The sequence below is a fragment of the Vibrio tubiashii genome (genome assembly GCF_028551255.1).
GTDB classification, from domain to species: Bacteria; Pseudomonadota; Gammaproteobacteria; order Enterobacterales; family Vibrionaceae; genus Vibrio; species Vibrio tubiashii_B.
In genome coordinates this window covers 3022787-3043236 of the sequence record NZ_CP117029.1, presented here as the reverse complement: position 1 = coordinate 3043236, position 20450 = coordinate 3022787, and the positions used below count along the sequence as shown (strand labels likewise).

Sequence of the window (20450 nt, the reverse complement as noted above, 5' to 3'; positions counted from 1 at the left end):
TTTCGACTTTGTCTACTTTGTAGACAAGTCACCATAAGATTCTAAAAAAGTTTAGAGTCTTATGTTGACTTACCGAGTCAATAGCGTATTATACGCGTCCTGCTTAAGTGCTAAGGCACTGAAAGCAAAGCTCTTTAACAATATAAACCTATCAATCTGTGTGGGCACTCGTTGATGATAATCCAAATAGTTTCTTCGGAAACAATTTAGGTTTCAATGAAACGAAGTGACCATTGAATCTTCGGATTCAGCACAGTCAATTCAAACATTACTTATGTAATGTTCAGTATTCATTGAGCCGACAAAATCTTAAATTGAAGAGTTTGATCATGGCTCAGATTGAACGCTGGCGGCAGGCCTAACACATGCAAGTCGAGCGGAAACGAGTTAACTGAACCTTCGGGGAACGTTAACGGCGTCGAGCGGCGGACGGGTGAGTAATGCCTGGGAAATTGCCCTGATGTGGGGGATAACCATTGGAAACGATGGCTAATACCGCATAATAGCTTCGGCTCAAAGAGGGGGACCTTCGGGCCTCTCGCGTCAGGATATGCCCAGGTGGGATTAGCTAGTTGGTGAGGTAAGGGCTCACCAAGGCGACGATCCCTAGCTGGTCTGAGAGGATGATCAGCCACACTGGAACTGAGACACGGTCCAGACTCCTACGGGAGGCAGCAGTGGGGAATATTGCACAATGGGCGCAAGCCTGATGCAGCCATGCCGCGTGTATGAAGAAGGCCTTCGGGTTGTAAAGTACTTTCAGCAGTGAGGAAGGTGGTAGTGTTAATAGCACTATCATTTGACGTTAGCTGCAGAAGAAGCACCGGCTAACTCCGTGCCAGCAGCCGCGGTAATACGGAGGGTGCGAGCGTTAATCGGAATTACTGGGCGTAAAGCGCATGCAGGTGGTTTGTTAAGTCAGATGTGAAAGCCCGGGGCTCAACCTCGGAATTGCATTTGAAACTGGCAGACTAGAGTACTGTAGAGGGGGGTAGAATTTCAGGTGTAGCGGTGAAATGCGTAGAGATCTGAAGGAATACCGGTGGCGAAGGCGGCCCCCTGGACAGATACTGACACTCAGATGCGAAAGCGTGGGGAGCAAACAGGATTAGATACCCTGGTAGTCCACGCCGTAAACGATGTCTACTTGGAGGTTGTGGCCTTGAGCCGTGGCTTTCGGAGCTAACGCGTTAAGTAGACCGCCTGGGGAGTACGGTCGCAAGATTAAAACTCAAATGAATTGACGGGGGCCCGCACAAGCGGTGGAGCATGTGGTTTAATTCGATGCAACGCGAAGAACCTTACCTACTCTTGACATCCAGAGAACTTTCCAGAGATGGATTGGTGCCTTCGGGAACTCTGAGACAGGTGCTGCATGGCTGTCGTCAGCTCGTGTTGTGAAATGTTGGGTTAAGTCCCGCAACGAGCGCAACCCTTATCCTTGTTTGCCAGCACGTAATGGTGGGAACTCCAGGGAGACTGCCGGTGATAAACCGGAGGAAGGTGGGGACGACGTCAAGTCATCATGGCCCTTACGAGTAGGGCTACACACGTGCTACAATGGCGCATACAGAGGGCGGCCAACTTGCGAAAGTGAGCGAATCCCAAAAAGTGCGTCGTAGTCCGGATCGGAGTCTGCAACTCGACTCCGTGAAGTCGGAATCGCTAGTAATCGTGGATCAGAATGCCACGGTGAATACGTTCCCGGGCCTTGTACACACCGCCCGTCACACCATGGGAGTGGGCTGCAAAAGAAGTGGGTAGTTTAACCTTCGGGAGGACGCTCACCACTTTGTGGTTCATGACTGGGGTGAAGTCGTAACAAGGTAGCCCTAGGGGAACCTGGGGCTGGATCACCTCCTTATACGATGATTATTGCGATGAGTGTTCACACAGATTGATATGTTTATACACGTTAAGAGACGATACTGGGTCTGTAGCTCAGGTGGTTAGAGCGTTCGCCTGATAAGCGAGAGGTCGGTGGTTCAAGTCCACTCAGACCCACCAATCTTCCTCCCAGAAGAATTGGCACACAGTATCAACACCTGATGGGGCTATAGCTCAGCTGGGAGAGCGCCTGCCTTGCACGCAGGAGGTCAGCAGTTCGATCCTGCTTAGCTCCACCATCTTTAAGTGTTTTCTCGATAGAGAATATTTAAAAATGGTTCTTAAATGAATCTAGCTCTTTAACAATTTGGAAAGCTGACGAATAACAACAATCCCCATCTCTTTGAGATGCGTTGTTATTCAATTAAAAGTTCTCAAATCCTAATTCTATGAATTAGGTACCAACACACATTCAAGTGTTCTTGGAAATTTGAGTCCGGCAAAATCGTGTCTGCACTCATGATTTGTCTTCACTTTTTAAAAGTGAAAATAAATAGAAAAATGCAGACAACTTTGGTTGTTTAAACAGAGACCCTTTGGGGTTGTATGGTTAAGTGACTAAGCGTACACGGTGGATGCCTTGGCAGTCAGAGGCGATGAAAGACGTAGTAACTTGCGATAAGCCCAGATTAGGTAGTAACAACCATTTGAGTCTGGGATTTCTGAATGGGGAAACCCAACTGCATAAGCAGTTACTGTTAACTGAATACATAGGTTAACAGGGCGAACCGGGGGAACTGAAACATCTAAGTACCCCGAGGAAAAGAAATCAACCGAGATTCCGAAAGTAGCGGCGAGCGAAATTGGACTAGCCCTTAAGCTTTTAATGAGACAGGTGAAGGCTCTGGAAAGTGCCGCGATACAGGGTGATAGCCCCGTAACCGACATCTCATCATCAGTGAAATCGAGTAGGGCGGGACACGTGATATCCTGTCTGAATATGGGGGGACCATCCTCCAAGGCTAAATACTACTGACTGACCGATAGTGAACCAGTACCGTGAGGGAAAGGCGAAAAGAACCCCTGTGAGGGGAGTGAAATAGAACCTGAAACCGTGTACGTACAAGCAGTAGGAGCACCTTCGTGGTGTGACTGCGTACCTTTTGTATAATGGGTCAGCGACTTATATTCAGTAGCAAGGTTAACCATCTAGGGGAGCCGTAGAGAAATCGAGTCTTAACTGGGCGTCGAGTTGCTGGATATAGACCCGAAACCAGGTGATCTAGCCATGGGCAGGTTGAAGGTTGAGTAACATCAACTGGAGGACCGAACCGACTAATGTTGAAAAATTAGCGGATGACTTGTGGCTAGGGGTGAAAGGCCAATCAAACCTGGAGATAGCTGGTTCTCCCCGAAATCTATTTAGGTAGAGCCTCGGACGAATACTACTGGGGGTAGAGCACTGTTAAGGCTAGGGGGTCATCCCGACTTACCAACCCTTTGCAAACTCCGAATACCAGTAAGTACTATCCGGGAGACACACGGCGGGTGCTAACGTCCGTCGTGGAGAGGGAAACAACCCAGACCGCCAGCTAAGGTCCCAAATTATAGCTAAGTGGGAAACGATGTGGGAAGGCTTAGACAGCTAGGATGTTGGCTTAGAAGCAGCCATCATTTAAAGAAAGCGTAATAGCTCACTAGTCGAGTCGGCCTGCGCGGAAGATGTAACGGGGCTAAGCTATAAACCGAAGCTGCGGCAATGCAATTTATTGTATTGGGTAGGGGAGCGTTCTGTAAGCCGTTGAAGGTGAGTTGTAAAGCTTGCTGGAGGTATCAGAAGTGCGAATGCTGACATGAGTAACGATAAAGGGGGTGAAAAACCTCCTCGCCGGAAGACCAAGGGTTCCTGTCCAACGTTAATCGGGGCAGGGTAAGTCGACCCCTAAGGCGAGGCCGAAAGGCGTAGTCGATGGGAAACGGGTTAATATTCCCGTACTTCTTACAATTGCGATGGGGGGACGGAGAAGGCTAGGTGGGCCTGGCGACGGTTGTCCAGGTTCAAGTGCGTAGGCTTGAGAGTTAGGTAAATCCGGCTCTCTTTAAGGCTGAGACACGATGTCGAGCATCTACGGATGTGAAGTCATTGATGCCATGCTTCCAGGAAAAGCCTCTAAGCTTCAGATTGTAAGGAATCGTACCCCAAACCGACACAGGTGGTCGGGTAGAGAATACCAAGGCGCTTGAGAGAACTCGGGTGAAGGAACTAGGCAAAATGGTACCGTAACTTCGGGAGAAGGTACGCTCTTGACGGTGAAGTCCCTTGCGGATGGAGCTATTGAGAGTCGCAGATACCAGGTGGCTGCAACTGTTTATTAAAAACACAGCACTGTGCAAAATCGTAAGATGACGTATACGGTGTGACGCCTGCCCGGTGCCGGAAGGTTAATTGATGGGGTTAGACGTAAGTCGAAGCTCTTGATCGAAGCCCCGGTAAACGGCGGCCGTAACTATAACGGTCCTAAGGTAGCGAAATTCCTTGTCGGGTAAGTTCCGACCTGCACGAATGGCGTAATGATGGCCACGCTGTCTCCACCCGAGACTCAGTGAAATTGAAATCGCTGTGAAGATGCAGTGTACCCGCGGCTAGACGGAAAGACCCCGTGAACCTTTACTACAGCTTGGCACTGAACATTGACCCTACATGTGTAGGATAGGTGGGAGGCTTTGAAACCGGTACGCCAGTATCGGTGGAGCCGTCCTTGAAATACCACCCTTGTAGTGTTGATGTTCTAACTTAGACCCGTTATCCGGGTTGAGGACAGTGCCTGGTGGGTAGTTTGACTGGGGCGGTCTCCTCCCAAAGAGTAACGGAGGAGCACGAAGGTGGGCTAATCACGGTTGGACATCGTGAGGTTAGTGCAATGGCATAAGCCCGCTTGACTGCGAGAATGACAATTCGAGCAGGTGCGAAAGCAGGTCATAGTGATCCGGTGGTTCTGTATGGAAGGGCCATCGCTCAACGGATAAAAGGTACTCCGGGGATAACAGGCTGATACCGCCCAAGAGTTCATATCGACGGCGGTGTTTGGCACCTCGATGTCGGCTCATCACATCCTGGGGCTGAAGTCGGTCCCAAGGGTATGGCTGTTCGCCATTTAAAGTGGTACGCGAGCTGGGTTTAGAACGTCGTGAGACAGTTCGGTCCCTATCTGCCGTGGGCGTTGGAAGATTGAAGGGGGCTGCTCCTAGTACGAGAGGACCGGAGTGGACGAACCTCTGGTGTTCGGGTTGTGTCGCCAGACGCATTGCCCGGTAGCTAAGTTCGGAATCGATAACCGCTGAAAGCATCTAAGCGGGAAGCGAGCCCTGAGATGAGTCTTCCCTGACCCCTTGAGGGTCCTAAAGGGTTGTTCGAGACTAGAACGTTGATAGGCAGGGTGTGTAAGCGTTGTGAGGCGTTGAGCTAACCTGTACTAATTGCCCGTGAGGCTTAACCATACAACACCCAAAGGGTTTTGATGGACTCAAAGCAAGAACAGATTGAATGTGTAGAGAACAGAATAACAGCTTTCCGAATTTAAGAATTTGCTTGGCGACCATAGCGATTTGGACCCACCTGATTCCATGCCGAACTCAGAAGTGAAACGAATTAGCGCCGATGGTAGTGTGGGGCTTCCCCATGTGAGAGTAGGACATCGCCAGGCTTACATTTAGTTTTTAGATTTTAGAAAAATCTAAAGGCAAAAACTTAGACTTAAGAGTCTAACCAGTGCGGAGCGGTAGTTCAGTTGGTTAGAATACCGGCCTGTCACGCCGGGGGTCGCGGGTTCGAGTCCCGTCCGCTCCGCCACTTATTCCAGACCTCAGCAGCAATGCTGGGGTCTTTTTGTATCTGCGGTATTATTTTGGTCTACGACCAACGAGTCCCGCTTGAGCGCAAGCCCGGCCGACCCGCCACTTATTTAGAAAGCCTAGTCTTACGACTAGGCTTTCGTCGTTTTAGAAGCCCGTTGCTGACGCAACAGGCTTCTCGCGTTTAAGGGGAAGGGAACGACTACGCCCTATGAAAATCGGGATCGTTGCGCTGCTGGAACGGACTTCGTCCTTCGGGACAAACGGATTCGGGCTTCGCCCTACGAGAGGTGAGTGTGGATACTAAGTTGGTAGAGCCTAAGGGGACAGATCAAAAAGATTCGCATACTTCAATAGCTTCGGTCATTCCATGGAGCGACGAAGGAGTGAGCAGGGAATCTATTTTAGTTTTCGACTCGCTACAAAAGATCCCCAACTCACTCGTCCCTCGCTCGTGAGGATGACAACGTAATGTATTGAAAAAAAAGGGTTGACACGATAAGCCAACCCTCAAAGTTTTCCAGTTTTCCAGTTTTCCAGTTTTCCAGTTTTCCAGTTTTCCAGTTTTCCAGTTTTCCAGTTCTCCGTAGGACGAAGTCCGTTCCCGCCTCTTTAACAAACAAAAAAGGCCAGCAGCTGCTGACCTTCTATCATTTTGACGTTTACCTATTAAAGAATGATATCTCTTACTTCAGGATCTTTACGCTCTAGGTAGTGAGTCGATTTAATACGACGAATAGTGCGGCATCGACCACGGATAAGTAAGGTCTCTGTTGTTGCGATATTACCTTGGCGAGAGATACCCTCTAGTAGGTCTCCTTTAGTAATGCCAGTTGCAGAGAATACAACGTTATCGCTGCGTGCCATGTCTTCCATCTTAAGTACGACATTAGCTTTTACGCCCATTTCTTCGCAGCGTTTAAGTTCTGCAGCGCCATAGATGCGGTTTTCTTCACTATCACCTTTCACTTCATGGCGAGGCAGTAGTTGACCATGCATATCACCATCCAATGCACGAATGACAGCCGCTGAAACAACACCTTCAGGAGCACCACCGATACAGTACATAACGTCGACTTCGCTATCAGGCATACAAGTTAGAATAGACGCAGCAACATCGCCATCTGGCACAGCAAAGACGCGAACACCCATTGCCTGCATTTCTGCGATAACCGCATCGTGACGAGGCTTTGCTAAAGTAATGACCACTAGTGTATCTAAAGTCTTGTTCAGCGCTTGGGCGATGTTCTCTAGGTTTTCTTTGAGGGGTTTATTGAGGTCAATACAGCCTTTTGCACCAGGGCCAACAACTAACTTCTCCATGTACATATCTGGAGCTTTAAGGAAACTGCCTTTTTCACCGGCTGCAAGTACTGCTAAAGCATTAGATTGACCCATTGCAGTCATACGTGTGCCTTCAATAGGATCAACCGCGATGTCTACTTCATCTCCACCAATACCTACGTTCTCACCAATATACAGCATTGGCGCATCGTCGATTTCGCCCTCACCGATCACGATCTCTCCACTGATCTCGGTTTTATTAAGTAAGCTGCGCATGACCTCAACCGCAGCTCCATCTGCTGCGTTCTTATCGCCGCGGCCAAGCCACTTGTAACCTGCTAAAGCTGCACCCTCGGTAACTCGAGAAAATGACATTGCTAAATCGCGTTTCATGAAGACTCCAAAGTATTAGGAAAGAGAGAAAAACAAAAACGGCAGGATCTTATCATATCAGAAAGGAAACGTTTGCCTTTTTGCTCGAACAGCCATTGAACTGGATCAATCTAACAGGTTAAATTAACAAATAGATGTCGCTCGCTTGAGGGATGTAAGACCATTGTCAATTTACGCTGTTTTTTTAATCGAATGGCAAAAAAACTACAATATAGGGCGTGTTTATCCGCTCTCGGCTGAGTAGAATGGTTGCAAATGGTTTTGGAACATAGGTGACCAAAACCTTCTCCGAATAATAGATAGGTAGGCTAAGATGTCTTTTGAAGTATTAGAACAACTAGAAGCAAAAATCCAAACTGCAGTAGATACAATTGCTCTTCTACAAATGGAAGTTGAAGAACTGAAAGAAGAGAAAGAAAAGCTAGCAACTGAAGCAAACGAACTACGTAGCAACCGTGAAGAGCTAGAACAAAAAGCTCAGCAAATGCAGCAAGAGCACTCTGCTTGGCAAGAGCGCATCCGTAGCCTACTTGGCAAAATGGATGAAGTAGAGTAATCACTACTCGCATTAAAAAAGGCTGAACTCAGGTTCAGCCTTTTTGCTTTCAGCGGGCAAAAATGACCAAGCAATACTTAGTCATTTTTCAATATTACTTATGCTTTAGGGCGAACGCCCAAAGTGTGGCACAGGGCGTAAGTCATTTCCGCACGGTTGAGGGTGTAGAAATGGAAATCCTTAACCCCTTCACGGCTCAATGTACGCACCATGTCAATTGCTTGGCTTGCTCCAACTAGCTGCCTTGTCGTTGGGTCATCATCCAAGCCTTCAAACTGTTTAGCCATCCATCCCGGAACTTTAACGTTGTTCTGCGCTGCAAAGCGAGAAGCTTGCTTGAAGTTCGAAACTGGTAAAATACCTGGAACGATTTCTACATCAATGCCTGCCGCCACGCAGCGGTCACGGAATCGCAAGTAACTCTCTACGTCAAAGAAGAACTGAGTGATAGCTCGGCTCGCACCTGCATCTACCTTACGTTTTAGGTTAAGTAGGTCTGCTTGAGCGCTTTTGGCTTCTGGGTGAACTTCAGGGAAAGCGGCTACTGAGATATCGAAGTCATGACGCTCTTTTAGCAAAGTGACGAGGTCAGAAGCGTACATTTCAGGCTTACCACCACCTGGGGGAATATCACCACGCAGCGCGACAATACTTTGAATACCATTTGCCCAGTAGTCATCAGCGATTTGGATAAGCTCTTCACGTGATGCATCAATACAGGTTAAGTGCGGCGCGGCAACCAGACCGGTTTGATCTTTGATCTCTTTGATAATCGAGTGGGTTCTATCTCGCTCACCGGAGTTCGCACCATAGGTAACCGAAACAAATTTTGGTTGTAGAGTCTTAAGGCGGTGCACAGAGTTCCAAAGTGTTTCTTCCATCTTTTCGCTACTAGGTGGAAAAAACTCAAATGACACATTGATATTGTCAGACAGTTCGGCGATATTCTGATTTAAGGCGTCGATATGACCTGCGTGCGTGTATCCCATCTTACTCTCCCTGTGGCCACTCCGTGCCATAAAACTCTAAAATTTCAAATCGACGTTTAGACGTCTATATGTCTACAGAATGTATTGAATACGATTTAATGTCAATAATGTGATTATGAATATTTTTCAACTTAATCATGAGCTGACTTCAAGTTTAGTTGAAGTAAATTGATATGGGATTGAAAGAGAATAAAGTAAAAAGACGCTGAGGAGATCAGCGCCTTTGTGAGTTAGAGTAAACTTGAGAGGAGGTTCAAATCAGATTGAATCGCACCTGCGGTGACTTCTCTGCCTGCGCCAGGGCCTCTGATAACAAGTGGATTGTCTTTGTACCACTTACTCTCGATAGCGAATATATTGTCACATGGCAGTAAGTTCGCGAGAGCATGCTCTTTGCTTAGCGCTTCAACACCTACCGTTGCAGTACCATTTTTCTCTAATCTTGCGACATAACGAAGCACTTTGTCTTCGCGCTGAGCTTTCTCAAGGCGCTCTGCGAGCAGTTCGCTTAATAGCGCACTCTTATCAAGGAATTCATCTAGAGATAGCTCAGCGAGCTCTGTAGGCACTAAGCTTTCAACTTTTACTGCTTCTGGCTCCAGTGCAAGGCCTGACTCGCGCGCGAGGATGACGAGTTTGCGCATAACGTCTGAACCGTCTAAGTCACTGCGCGGGTCGGGCTCAGTTAAACCTTGTTGCCACGCTAGGTCTACCAGCTCAGCAAAAGGAACACTGCCATCGTATTGTTGGAATAGCCACGAGAGGGTGCCTGAGAAAATACCTGATAATGCGATAATGTCATCGCCACTTTCACGCAGGTCTCGAACTGTGTGGTTTATTGGCAGCCCTGCGCCAACGGTGGCATTGTAAAGCCAATGACGATTTATCTTTGCGAAGGCGTCTTGAACCTGATGGTAGTATTGGCTAGAAGCTGACCCCGCCACTTTATTTGCCGAGATTAGGTGCATGCCTTGCTCTGCAATTTCTAAGTAGCGCTGGGCTAAGGTTTGACTGGCAGTCACATCCAACACAACAAGATCATCATAGCCTTGAATAGCCCCGAGTTTTTCAATCCAGTCGCTTCCTTCGTGGCTAATCGCCTCGTCATCGAAATGAGCGCTAACTTGGCTGGCATCAATCCCTTTCGGGTCGAACCAATAAGTTTGGCTATCAATCACAGCCACTAACTCAAAGTTCATACCATGACGCTTTTCAAGTTCGCTCTTTTGCTCGGTGAACAGTTCTAACCAGCTTGAGCCGATATTGCCTTTACCACACAGGGCAATAGCGACACGTTTCTGGGCTTGGAACAATTGGCTATGAATAGCTTTAACCAAGGGTTTAGTATCGGTGGTGCGTAAAACGGCAACTAAGCTGAGCCCAGACAGCGATTCTGAAATAAACTCGACAGGTGAAGATTTTAGTTGCTGGTAGAAACCATAGCAGTGGTTGGCATTCTTGGTTACGCCAGCTCCTACCGCGGCTACCATCGAATAACCTTCTTTAAGCTTAATCTCTGCTTCAATTGCTGCGTCTTGTAGATACTCTAAAGCGCCGCCTACTATTTCACTTGTATAAGCGAGACGTAAGCAATGTTGGTCGGCTTGAGCTTCATAAGTCAGTGGTTCAAGCTGTGCTCGCTTGAGGCTTGCAAGTACCTCATTTTCGACTCGTTGGAAATCATGACCAGAGGTGAAATTGAGTTGAATTAATAGCACTTCATCTAGTGATGAGATGATTTTTGCACCGCGACCAGAGGCAAGCACACGTTCTATGCGTGTAGAACCAGATTCTGGTTGGTAGCTGCAACGAAGATGTAGATCCATCGCACTTTGAGCGACGGGTTGTAACGTACGGCTATGCAGTACAGGGGCAGCAAGTCTAGCAAGCTCACTGGCTTCATCTAAGCGTAATAACGGTAGAAGACAGGCATCTGATACTAACCTTGGGTCCGCGCTGTATACACCTGCTACATCACTCCAAATCGTTACGCGTTTCGCTTCTGCCAGCGCGCCGATAACGGTTGCTGAATAGTCAGAACCATTACGCCCTAGTAACACCGTATGCCCTTGGCTATCTTGAGCCATAAAGCCAGTTATCACCACTCTATGATGAGCGTGTTGCACTAATACTTCTTTAGTGAGCGGGTAAGAAGCACCAAAGTCGACTTCAGGCTGAGTGCCCGCTTCAGCACGTAAAAATGCGCGAGCATCCTGAGCCACAGCAGGTAGGGAGTGTTGATTGAGCAGTGCTGCCAATAGGCGTGAAGACCACACTTCGCCATGACCTAAAACAGCTGCTTTCTCGGCTTCGTTGAGCGGATAAGTCAACTCGCCCAAGGTGCTGAACTCATCATTTAAAGTAGCGAGTAGCTGCTGTTTTATTTCTCCTTCAATAAGCGTTTCAATCAGTTCAGTTTGAAACTGGCGTAGTGCTTGGAGTTCTTCATGAGCAATACGGCCATCTTTATTGAGGGCTTCGAGAAATGCAATCAAACGGTTGGTCGTTTTATCTGCTGCTGAAACAACAATCAGATCTTCTGATTGTGAATATTCTTTTAAGATACCGACGACGCGGCGGTAGCATTCAGGATCGGCTAGGCTGCTTCCACCAAACTTATGGAGTTGACGTTGAGTAGACATTAGAAGGCTTCCTTAGCTTTTGCGAAAGCTTGTTCAAGGTCAGCAATTAAATCTTCTGCATCTTCAAGTCCAACCGACAGGCGCAGCAGTTGTTGGGAAACACCAGCCTCTGCAAGTGCTTCCTCTCCCATTGCCCTATGTGTCATTGACGCAGGGTGACAGATTAGGCTCTCTACACCGCCGAGAGATTCAGCAAGTGAGAAAAGCTCTAGTTCACCAACAAAGAATTTAAGTTGTTCAAAGCTACCCGCGAATTCGAAGCTGAGCATAGAACCAAAGCCAGTTTGCTGCTTTTTAGCAATCTCATGGCCTGGATGCTCAGGCAGGCTAGGGTGATAGATATTACCGACTAAATCTTGGGTCTGTAAGAAGCCTAAAATTTGGCGAGAGCTTTCTTCATGTACCTTCATTCGCGCCCCCAGAGTTCGGATGCCGCGCAATGTCATGTAGCTATCAAATGGTGTGCCTGTTGCACCAATACAGTTACCCCACCAAGCGAGCTCTTCAGCGTGTTCTTCAGTTTTGGTAATGACAACACCGCCAATAACATCAGAGTGACCATTGATATACTTAGTGGTTGAGTGAACAACAAAGTCGGCGCCAAGGTCTAAAGGCTTTTGGAACACGGGTGTCAAAAAGGTATTGTCTACAGCTACTAGAGCACCAACTTGTTTGGCCTTCTCACATACGTCTGCGATGTCGACGACACGAACTAGCGGGTTCGATGGTGTTTCCAATAGGATCAGTTTGGGCTTTTTAGCTAGGGCTTCAGCAAAGGCTTGTTCGTTAGATTGATCAACAAATAGAACTTTGAAATCACCTTTATTTGCACGGGTATTGAATAGACGGTAAGTACCACCGTAGCAATCGTGAGGTGCGATGATAAGGTCATCTGGGCCAAGGAAAGCGGATACCCATAGATTCAGCGCTGAAGTACCACAGTTGGTCACGACCGCGCCTTTACCTGACTCAAGTTCAAATAGAGCAGTTTCGAGTAGCCCGCGGTTTGGGTTGCCTGAGCGGGTGTAATCGTACTTTGGTACATCACCAAAGGCTGGGAAGCCATAATTCGTCGAGAGGTAAATAGGTGGAACAACTGCGTGATGTTGAGTGTCGGACTCGATACCAGTACGTACCGCGATTGTGGCTGGTTTGCGGGTGCTCATAAGTGTTTCCTTTCGAACTTTAGTGACTTCTATTTGGGAATACGCTATACCTTTATCTTGTTAGATATATGTTATTCCAATCCCATGCCTTTCCACTTTACTTATCATTTTTGTGGACGTCAACACTTCTAGACGTCTATATGTCTTTGCTTGTGGCTATAAATACCGCTAAAATTAGGGATTCTATTTTTAACCATAATAAATAACGAAAGGTGCGCAATGGCAGATTGGAATGGCGAATACATTAGCCCATATGCTGAGCATGGAAAGAAAAGCGAACAAGTAAAGAAGATTACAGTTTCTATTCCATTGAAAGTATTAAAGGTTTTGACTGATGAGCGTACCCGCCGCCAGATTAATAACCTGCGCCACGCAACAAATAGCGAGCTATTGTGTGAAGCTTTTTTGCATGCATATACCGGGCAGCCACTGCCGACCGATGAAGATTTACGTAAAGACCGCCCAGACGATCTCCCTGCTGAAGTGAAAAAACTGATGACAGAGATGGGAATTGAGTTCGAATCTTTCGACGAATAATAAAAATAGTCGCACCTAATTTTCGCACGCTGACGATATTGAAATAAAAAAAACCGCTGTCTTAACAGCGGTTTTTTCGTTCTCGAAGAGATTTCTTAGCTAACCTACTCGGCCATATAATTTTCTGGCATTTCAATGCGAGCAACACCTGAGTCAACAGCGGCCTGAGCAACGGCTTTAGCAACACGAGGCAATAGACGTGGATCCATTGGCTTTGGAATGATGTAACCAGGACCAAATGACAGTGCATCAACGCCAGCAGCTGATAGTACTTCGGCTGGCACTTCTTCTTTCGCTAGTTGGCGAATAGCGTCTACCGCTGCCAGTTTCATTTCATCGTTAATTTCACTTGCGCGCACGTCTAACGCACCGCGGAAGATGAATGGGAAGCACAATACGTTATTTACTTGGTTAGGGTAATCACTGCGCCCAGTACCCATGATCAGATCGTTACGTACTTCGTGAGCAAGTTCAGGCTTGATCTCTGGATCTGGGTTAGAACACGCAAAGACCACAGGTTTGTCTGCCATTAACTGAAGAGCTTCTGGAGAGAGTAGGTTAGGGCCTGATACACCAAGGAACAGGTCAGCACCTTCGATAACGTCTTCTAGTGTGCGCTTATCGGTGTTGTTTGCGAATAGCTGTTTGTATTCGTTAAGATCGTCACGACGAGTGTGGATAACACCTTTACGGTCAAGCATGTAGATTTTCTCACGCATCGCGCCACACTTAATCAGTAGCTCCATACATGCTACTGCTGCTGCACCTGCACCGAGACACACAATTGTTGCGTCTTCTAACTTCTTCCCTTGAAGTTCAATGGCATTAAGCATACCTGCTGCGGTAACAATCGCCGTACCGTGCTGGTCATCGTGGAAAACAGGTACATCACAACGCTCAATCAACTGCTTTTCGATTTCGAAACAGTCTGGCGCTTTGATGTCTTCTAGGTTAATACCGCCAAAAGTATCGGCGATGTTAGCAACGGTATCGACAAACTCTTCGATAGTACGGTGCTTTACTTCAATATCAATTGAATCTAAACCCGCAAAGCGTTTGAAAAGCAGAGACTTACCTTCCATTACAGGTTTAGATGCTAGAGGACCTAAATTGCCAAGACCAAGAATCGCCGTACCATTTGAGATAACAGCAACCATGTTGCCTTTTGATGTGTACTTGTAGACGTTGTCAGCGTTTTGTGCGATTTCACGTACAGGCTCTGCCACACCAGGACTATAGGCTAGAGCAAGATCTTTTGCCGTTTCTGCTGGTGTTGTTAGTGCGACTGCAATTTTACCTGGAGTTGGGTAAGCATGATAATCCAAAGCTTGCTGACGAAACTGTTCTTCTGGGGATACTTCTTGGCGATTGTCGTCTGACATAGGTGTAGGTACTCATTAATAATTATATGGAATGGGGAAATCCATTCTAGAGTAACTAAGTCAAGCTGCCTAGGTCAGAATGCGAGCCGAAGCAATAAAAAGTAGTAAATGACTGGAGATAAGACCAGATGAACAGAGATATGGCTAGCGAATATTAAAATTAATAATAGATTACTCTGCAAAATGGATATTGCGTAAGTGACAGATAACAAAAAAGGACGCGTGAGCGTCCTTTTTAGATTCGGCTAAGAAGAAATTACTTCTTGCTTGATAGAGCACCGAAACGCTTGTTGAAGCGATCAACACGGCCACCTGTATCAACGATACGTTGCTTACCAGTGTAGAATGGGTGACATTTGTCACATACGTCTAGGTGGATAGACTCTTTAGCTAGAGTTGAGTTGAACTCAAAAGAGTTACCGCAAGAACAAGTCGCTTTTACTGCTTTGTATTCTGGGTGGATACCAGCTTTCATGGGAGAACCTCTAAATATAGGCCGTGTCGCTATCCGATTCTAAGCCGGACACCACACGTAGTTAATAAAAAACCTTTTCGGATACCGCTGCTGTAAAGCTAGCCATATCACTAAGGCGCGATATAGTAATGAATACCTGACTTAGGATCAACCAGTTTAGACCCGAAATCGCTACTTTTTTAGCCTAAGTTATTCTTGATGCTTGAATCGCGCTCTCTTTCCACTGCTAGCCTTTTCCCTTAGACTAGCTTACGTAACCTCTCACTTAGCTGTATAGCCTATTATGCGACCAACAATTGCGCGCGTGGCATTGCCTGTGCCTCTCGACAAACAGTTTGATTATCAGATCCCTAACCACCTATTTCCTATCATTGGTGGGCGTGTCTCTGTCCCTTTTGGTCGTCAAACTCTTGTTGGCATTGTCACCGCGTTGGTGAATGAGTCAGAGTTCAGTCTTGATAAGCTTAAGCCGATTAAGCATGTGTTGGATAACCAGCCTGTGTGGCCTGAAAAGCTCTACTCTTTACTCTTTTGGTGTAGTCAGTTTTACCAGTATCCGCTTGGTGATACTTTGTTTAATGCCATGCCAAGTGCGCTGCGAAAAGGTAAAGACGCTGATTTCGCGACGCTGGTGGAATGGCAGCTCACCGCGAGTGGTCGCGATCAACTGATGGCGGGTTTCGGCCGCGCGGTGAAACAAGCTAAAGTGATGCATATGTTGGAGTCAGGCTCGATTCCGCATCAACGTTTTGTCGATGAAGAGATCAGTTCATCTGTGCTAAAGACCTTGGCGGAAAAAGGCTGGATTGAATCGATAGAAAAAAGACCAGTGATTCGTGAGTGGAAACATGACGTTGAAGCTGATGTCGATAAGCCAAAGCTAAATTCTGAGCAGGCGGTGGCGATTGCGACAGTGAATAGTAATGAAGGTTTCGCTTGTTACCTGTTAGAGGGGGTAACGGGATCTGGTAAAACGGAAGTGTACCTCAACCTGATTAAGCCTGTGCTTGAGCAAGGCAGGCAAGCGCTAGTTCTTGTGCCCGAGATAGGGTTAACGCCACAAACCATTAACCGGTTTAGAAAACGTTTTAATGTTCCAGTTGAGGTAGTGCACTCTGGTTTAAATGATACAGAGCGACTTAACGCTTGGCTTAGCGCGCGTGATAACGCCGCTGGCATTGTGATTGGTACTCGCTCTGCACTGCTCACGCCTTTTGCCAACCTTGGCATTATCATTGTTGATGAAGAGCATGATGCTTCGTATAAGCAGCAAGATAGTCTGCGCTACCATGCGCGTGATGTGGCAGTGATGCGTGCCAACAAAGAGCAGATCCCCATTGTACTTGGCTCAGCCACGCCAGCTTTAGAAACTCTACATAACGCCTTGAGTGGTAAGTACCATCATTTAGTGCTTTCTTCCCGAGCGGGAGCGGCGACGCCAACGACCAACAAAGTGCTAGATGTGAAAGGGCTATACCTTGAGAGTGGTCTTTCTGCGCCACTCATCGCCGAAATGCGCCGCCATTTAAAGGCAGGCAACCAAGTGATGCTTTTTTTAAACCGACGCGGCTTTTCTCCAGCGTTGATGTGTCATGAATGTGGTTGGATTGCGGAATGTAAACGTTGTGATGCTTACTATACCTATCACCAGAACAGCAATGAAATTCGCTGCCACCACTGTGGCTCACAGCAGCCGATTATTCATCAATGTCAGGGCTGTGGTTCGACGCACTTGGTGACAGTAGGCGTTGGAACCGAGCAGTTAGAAAAACAGCTTGCTGAACTCTTTCCTGAATTTAAAACCATTCGAATTGATCGAGACAGCACTCGCCGAAAAGGCAGCTTAGAGAGTGCATTGGGGGCGATCCGTAATGGTGAGTATCAGATCTTGATTGGTACGCAAATGTTGGCTAAAGGTCATCACTTCCCAGACGTTACTCTGGTAGCACTATTAGATGTGGATGGCTCTCTTTACAGCAGTGATTTCCGAGCGTCTGAGCGTCTGGCACAATTGTTTATACAGGTAGCTGGACGGGCAGGGCGTGCAAGCAAGCCGGGTGAGGTAGTGCTGCAAACCCACCACCCAGAACATAGCCTACTGCAAGCGTTATTAACTAAGAGTTATCGCCACTTCGCTGAAACGGCTTTACAAGAGAGAAAGCTAGCGCAGTTACCACCGTATTCGTTTCTGACCCTGTTTAAAGCAGAAGCAAATCACTCTCAGCCTGTCGAGGAATTTCTTCGTCAGGTTCGCCATACACTAGAGGCGCATCCTCTATTTGATGACTATTGCCAAGTGCTTGGGCCGACACCTGCACCGCTAGCAAAACGCGCGGGTAAGTATCGTTGGCAACTTCTGCTGCAAACCCAAAGTCGGCCCCTAATGCAAAAGCTACTCGCAAGCGCTAAGCCTGCAATCCAAATGTTGCCAAATGCGAAGAAAGTGCGTTGGAGCTTAGATATTGAGCCACAAGATCTGAGTTAATGACGTGGCAGTTTATCTTCAATTTTTTGCGACTTCCTGCGGCGGGTAGCTATTGAGTTTCTTCATATTCACACCTTTTTCATTTATTTGTGATTCAGATCTCCTATTAGCTGCCGATTTTGTTAAATCTCCCGTAACTTTGTGTTTTGAAATGAATAAACTAGGTCTTGTGCAATATGTTGCTCTCAGGCCATAGTGTGTGAGTTAAACGTTTGCTCAGTGCAAATAAATGAGAAGATAGGTATTTTAGCCTACAAGTCGACATCAATTTGGCCGTTCAACCGATGAGATGCATTTCAACTAGAGGCTTAGGTGGCGTTTGAGCTGCCAATTTGGAAATGAAGAGGGTTAATTAAATATGGCGACAATGAAGGATGTTGCCCAGCTTGCGGGAGTTTCAACAGCGACAGTATCTAGAGCGCTAATGAATCCAGAAAAGGTATCGTCAGCGACAAGGAAAAGAGTCGAAGATGCTGTTTTAGAAGCTGGTTATTCACCAAACTCGTTGGCGCGCAACTTGCGTCGTAACGAATCAAAAACAATCATCGCAATCATTCCAGATATTTGTGATCCCTACTACACCGAGATCATTCGGGGAATTGAAGATGCGGCAATGGAGCACGGATACATCGTTTTGCTTGGCGATAGTGGGCAGCAGAAGAAGCGTGAAAGCTCATTTGTAAACCTAGTATTTACTAAGCAAGCAGATGGTATGTTGCTGCTAGGTACCGATCTTCCTTTTGACGTCAGTAAACCTGAACAAAAGAACTTACCGCCTATGGTTATGGCTTGTGAGTTTGCCCCCGAACTAGAATTACCTACTGTACATATCGACAACCTAACTTCTGCCTTTGAAGCGGTTAACTACCTAACGCAGATGGGTCACAAGCGAATTGCACAAATCTCAGGCCCTGAAACAGCGGTTCTATGTCAGTTCCGCCACCAAGGTTATCAGCAGGCACTTAGACGCGCTGGGATCACCATGAACCCGAACTACTGCACTTCAGGTGATTTCACCTTTGAAGCTGGAGCAAAAGCGATTCGCCAGTTGCTAGCTTTACCAGATGCGCCGACTGCGGTGTTCTGTCATAACGATGCAATGGCGATTGGTGCGATTCAAGAGGCGAAGAAGCTAGGTTTGCGTGTTCCGCAAGACCTCTCCATTGTAGGGTTTGATGATATTCACTTTGCTCAATACTGCGATCCACCATTAACGACCATTTCTCAGCCTCGCTATGAAATTGGCCGCCAAGCAATGCTTATGATGCTTGAGTTGCTACGTGGACATGATGTTCGCGCAGGGTCGAGATTGCTTGAAACCAAGCTGGTGGTACGTGAAAGCGCTGCGCCACCAAGAGTGCTTTAGAGTCCAACCTTAGCAAGCGGCGTATTTTTGATGCGCCGCTTCCATTTCTACTCTGTCATAACTGCACAATCTGCTTTAACATATCGGCAGTGGTAATTGATGGTATTGATGTTTACTAGTGGCGAATCGAGATTACGTAAAAAGAGGCCGTGGCGGAAGTAGCCGCAAGCCTGCAAAGAAAAAGTCTGCCCCACGACGCAAACCTTGGCGAAGTGGTTTACTTGCCATTCTATTGGCGAGTGTATTTGGCTATGGATTGTATGTTCTGAGTAACGATCCAGAACCGCCTGCACCTGTAGCAGAACCGGTAAAACCTAAGCCTAAACCAAAACCTCAAGCGAAGTTACCACCTCCACCGGAAGAGAAATGGGATTACGTCGATACCTTGCCAAGTCGTGAAGTTGAGGTAAAAGCAAAAGAGCAGGTGGTGTCGGAGATTCCATACATAATGCAGTGTGGCGCCTATAAGACTGCTCAGCAGGCTGAAGCGCGTAAGCTGGATATCGCTTTCCAAGGTATCAACAGCAAAATTCGTAAGAAGGAAGGCAGCAGTTGGTATCGTGTGGTACTTGGCCCATACAAGTTTAAGCGTGATGCTGAACGCGATAAGCACAAACTTCAGCGTGCCAAAATCGAGCCTTGTGCAATCTGGAAAGAAGCGCAGTAAAGATATTAAAAGCGAACCCTGATGGGTTCGTTTTTTATTGGCTCCTTCCCAGTTGTCATTCCATAGACTGACGAAGGAAGGAGTAGGGAATCTCTTAAGTTAGCGACACAAGTTGAAGAGATCCCCAACTCACTCGTCCCTCGCTCTTGAGGATGACCGGATAAATAGGCTTCTCGTCAATTGTAACCTTTTATCTCCCCTTGAATTCCTCTCGCTATAACCTCATATAATCTTTAACACTGATATTAAAACAACTATGAGGCCCTACTCGTGACTACCATTGTATCTGTACGTCGTAACAACAAAGTCGTCATCGCTGGTGATGGACAAGTATCTCTGGGTAACACAGTAATGAAGGGTAATGCTCGTAAAGTGCGTCGCCTGTACAACAATAAGGTGCTCGCTGGCTTTGCTGGTGGCACGGCAGATGCCTTCACGCTGTTTGAAAAGTTTGAAAGCAAACTGCAAATGCACCAAGGTCACCTGACTAAGGCGGCAGTAGAGTTAGCTAAAGACTGGCGTAGTGACCGTGCTTTACGCAAGTTAGAAGCACTATTGGCCGTGGCTGATGAAACTGCATCATTGATCATTACTGGTAACGGTGATGTGGTACAGCCTGAAAACGATCTGATTGCCATTGGCTCTGGTGGTAACTTTGCCCAAGCCGCTGCTACTGCACTATTAGAAAATACCGAATTAGATGCACGTGAAGTTGCAGAAAAATCACTCAAAATTGCCGGTGATATCTGTGTGTTCACCAACCATCACCACACTATCGAAGAACTAGAAATCCCAGCCTCTCAAGCTGAGTAAACGGCTGAACAAGCAA

The 20450-nt window shown here is 47.1% G+C and carries 12 protein-coding genes, 3 tRNA genes and 3 rRNA genes; 12 read left to right on the top strand and 6 right to left on the bottom strand.

Annotated elements, in window-relative coordinates:
• Positions 1 to 311: 311 nt before the first annotated feature.
• From LYZ37_RS14000 to LYZ37_RS13975, 6 genes are all read left to right on the top strand, one after another.
• Positions 312 to 1864, top strand: a 16S ribosomal RNA gene (locus tag LYZ37_RS14000).
• Between the two features lie 66 nt (positions 1865 to 1930).
• Positions 1931 to 2007 (top strand) — tRNA-Ile (locus tag LYZ37_RS13995).
• A 43-nt stretch (positions 2008 to 2050) separates the two neighbouring features.
• Positions 2051 to 2126 (top strand) — tRNA-Ala (locus tag LYZ37_RS13990).
• A gap of 309 nt (positions 2127 to 2435) precedes the next feature.
• Positions 2436 to 5325, top strand: a 23S ribosomal RNA gene (locus LYZ37_RS13985).
• A gap of 90 nt (positions 5326 to 5415) precedes the next feature.
• Positions 5416 to 5531, top strand: a 5S ribosomal RNA gene (gene rrf / locus LYZ37_RS13980).
• The 16S, 23S and 5S rRNA genes sit together here with 3 tRNA genes alongside, the layout of an rRNA operon.
• A gap of 69 nt (positions 5532 to 5600) precedes the next feature.
• Positions 5601 to 5677 (top strand) — tRNA-Asp (locus LYZ37_RS13975).
• 671 nt (positions 5678 to 6348) lie between these two features.
• Here LYZ37_RS13975 and glpX read toward each other — a convergent pair.
• Positions 6349 to 7356, bottom strand: coding sequence for a class II fructose-bisphosphatase (gene glpX, locus LYZ37_RS13970; protein WP_054963432.1), 1008 nt, complete (start codon positions 7354 to 7356; stop codon positions 6349 to 6351).
• 313 nt (positions 7357 to 7669) lie between these two features.
• Between glpX and zapB the strand changes: the two genes are divergently transcribed.
• A complete protein-coding gene (gene zapB / locus LYZ37_RS13965; protein WP_171325587.1) occupies positions 7670 to 7912 on the top strand; it encodes a cell division protein ZapB in 243 nt (80 codons plus the stop codon).
• 98 nt (positions 7913 to 8010) lie between these two features.
• On the opposite strand, the gene metF is transcribed toward zapB, so the two are convergent.
• From metF to LYZ37_RS13950, 3 genes are all read right to left on the bottom strand, one after another.
• On the bottom strand, positions 8011 to 8901 hold the full coding sequence (gene metF / locus LYZ37_RS13960) for a methylenetetrahydrofolate reductase (RefSeq protein ID WP_171325589.1): 891 nt from the start codon (positions 8899 to 8901) through the stop codon (positions 8011 to 8013).
• Positions 8902 to 9131: 230 nt separating this feature from the next.
• Positions 9132 to 11543 (bottom strand): bifunctional aspartate kinase/homoserine dehydrogenase II, encoded by a 2412-nt coding sequence (locus tag LYZ37_RS13955; protein WP_272785865.1) that lies wholly within the window; start codon positions 11541 to 11543, stop codon positions 9132 to 9134.
• Positions 11543 to 12709, bottom strand: a complete 1167-nt coding sequence (locus tag LYZ37_RS13950; RefSeq protein ID WP_272785864.1) for an O-succinylhomoserine (thiol)-lyase — start codon at positions 12707 to 12709, stop codon at positions 11543 to 11545. The genes LYZ37_RS13955 and LYZ37_RS13950 overlap by 1 nt, the downstream gene beginning before the upstream one ends.
• 219 nt (positions 12710 to 12928) lie before the next feature.
• Between LYZ37_RS13950 and metJ the strand changes: the two genes are divergently transcribed.
• Positions 12929 to 13246: a met regulon transcriptional regulator MetJ gene (gene metJ, locus LYZ37_RS13945; RefSeq protein WP_004743257.1), complete on the top strand. Its 318-nt coding sequence runs from the start codon at positions 12929 to 12931 to the stop codon at positions 13244 to 13246.
• Between the two features lie 104 nt (positions 13247 to 13350).
• Here metJ and LYZ37_RS13940 read toward each other — a convergent pair whose 3' ends face one another.
• Complete coding sequence (locus LYZ37_RS13940) at positions 13351 to 14628, bottom strand: malic enzyme-like NAD(P)-binding protein (protein ID WP_272785863.1); 1278 nt, start codon at positions 14626 to 14628, stop codon at positions 13351 to 13353.
• 256 nt (positions 14629 to 14884) lie between these two features.
• Positions 14885 to 15103, bottom strand: coding sequence for a 50S ribosomal protein L31 (gene rpmE, locus LYZ37_RS13935; protein ID WP_004743259.1), 219 nt, complete (start codon positions 15101 to 15103; stop codon positions 14885 to 14887).
• Between the two features lie 283 nt (positions 15104 to 15386).
• Here rpmE and priA point away from each other — a divergent pair, with 283 nt between their 5' ends.
• From priA to hslV, 4 genes are all read left to right on the top strand, one after another.
• Positions 15387 to 17588 (top strand): primosomal protein N', encoded by a 2202-nt coding sequence (priA, locus tag LYZ37_RS13930; protein WP_272785862.1) that lies wholly within the window; start codon positions 15387 to 15389, stop codon positions 17586 to 17588.
• Between the two features lie 358 nt (positions 17589 to 17946).
• Positions 17947 to 18954, top strand: a complete 1008-nt coding sequence (cytR, locus tag LYZ37_RS13925; protein WP_004743261.1) for a DNA-binding transcriptional regulator CytR — start codon at positions 17947 to 17949, stop codon at positions 18952 to 18954.
• A 118-nt stretch (positions 18955 to 19072) separates the two neighbouring features.
• Positions 19073 to 19621 carry a cell division protein FtsN gene (gene ftsN / locus LYZ37_RS13920; RefSeq protein ID WP_272785861.1) on the top strand — a complete coding sequence of 183 codons (549 nt, stop codon included), beginning with the start codon at positions 19073 to 19075 and terminating at the stop codon, positions 19619 to 19621.
• Between the two features lie 270 nt (positions 19622 to 19891).
• Positions 19892 to 20434: an ATP-dependent protease subunit HslV gene (hslV, locus tag LYZ37_RS13915; RefSeq protein ID WP_004743263.1), complete on the top strand. Its 543-nt coding sequence runs from the start codon at positions 19892 to 19894 to the stop codon at positions 20432 to 20434.
• Positions 20435 to 20450: the final 16 nt, after the last annotated feature.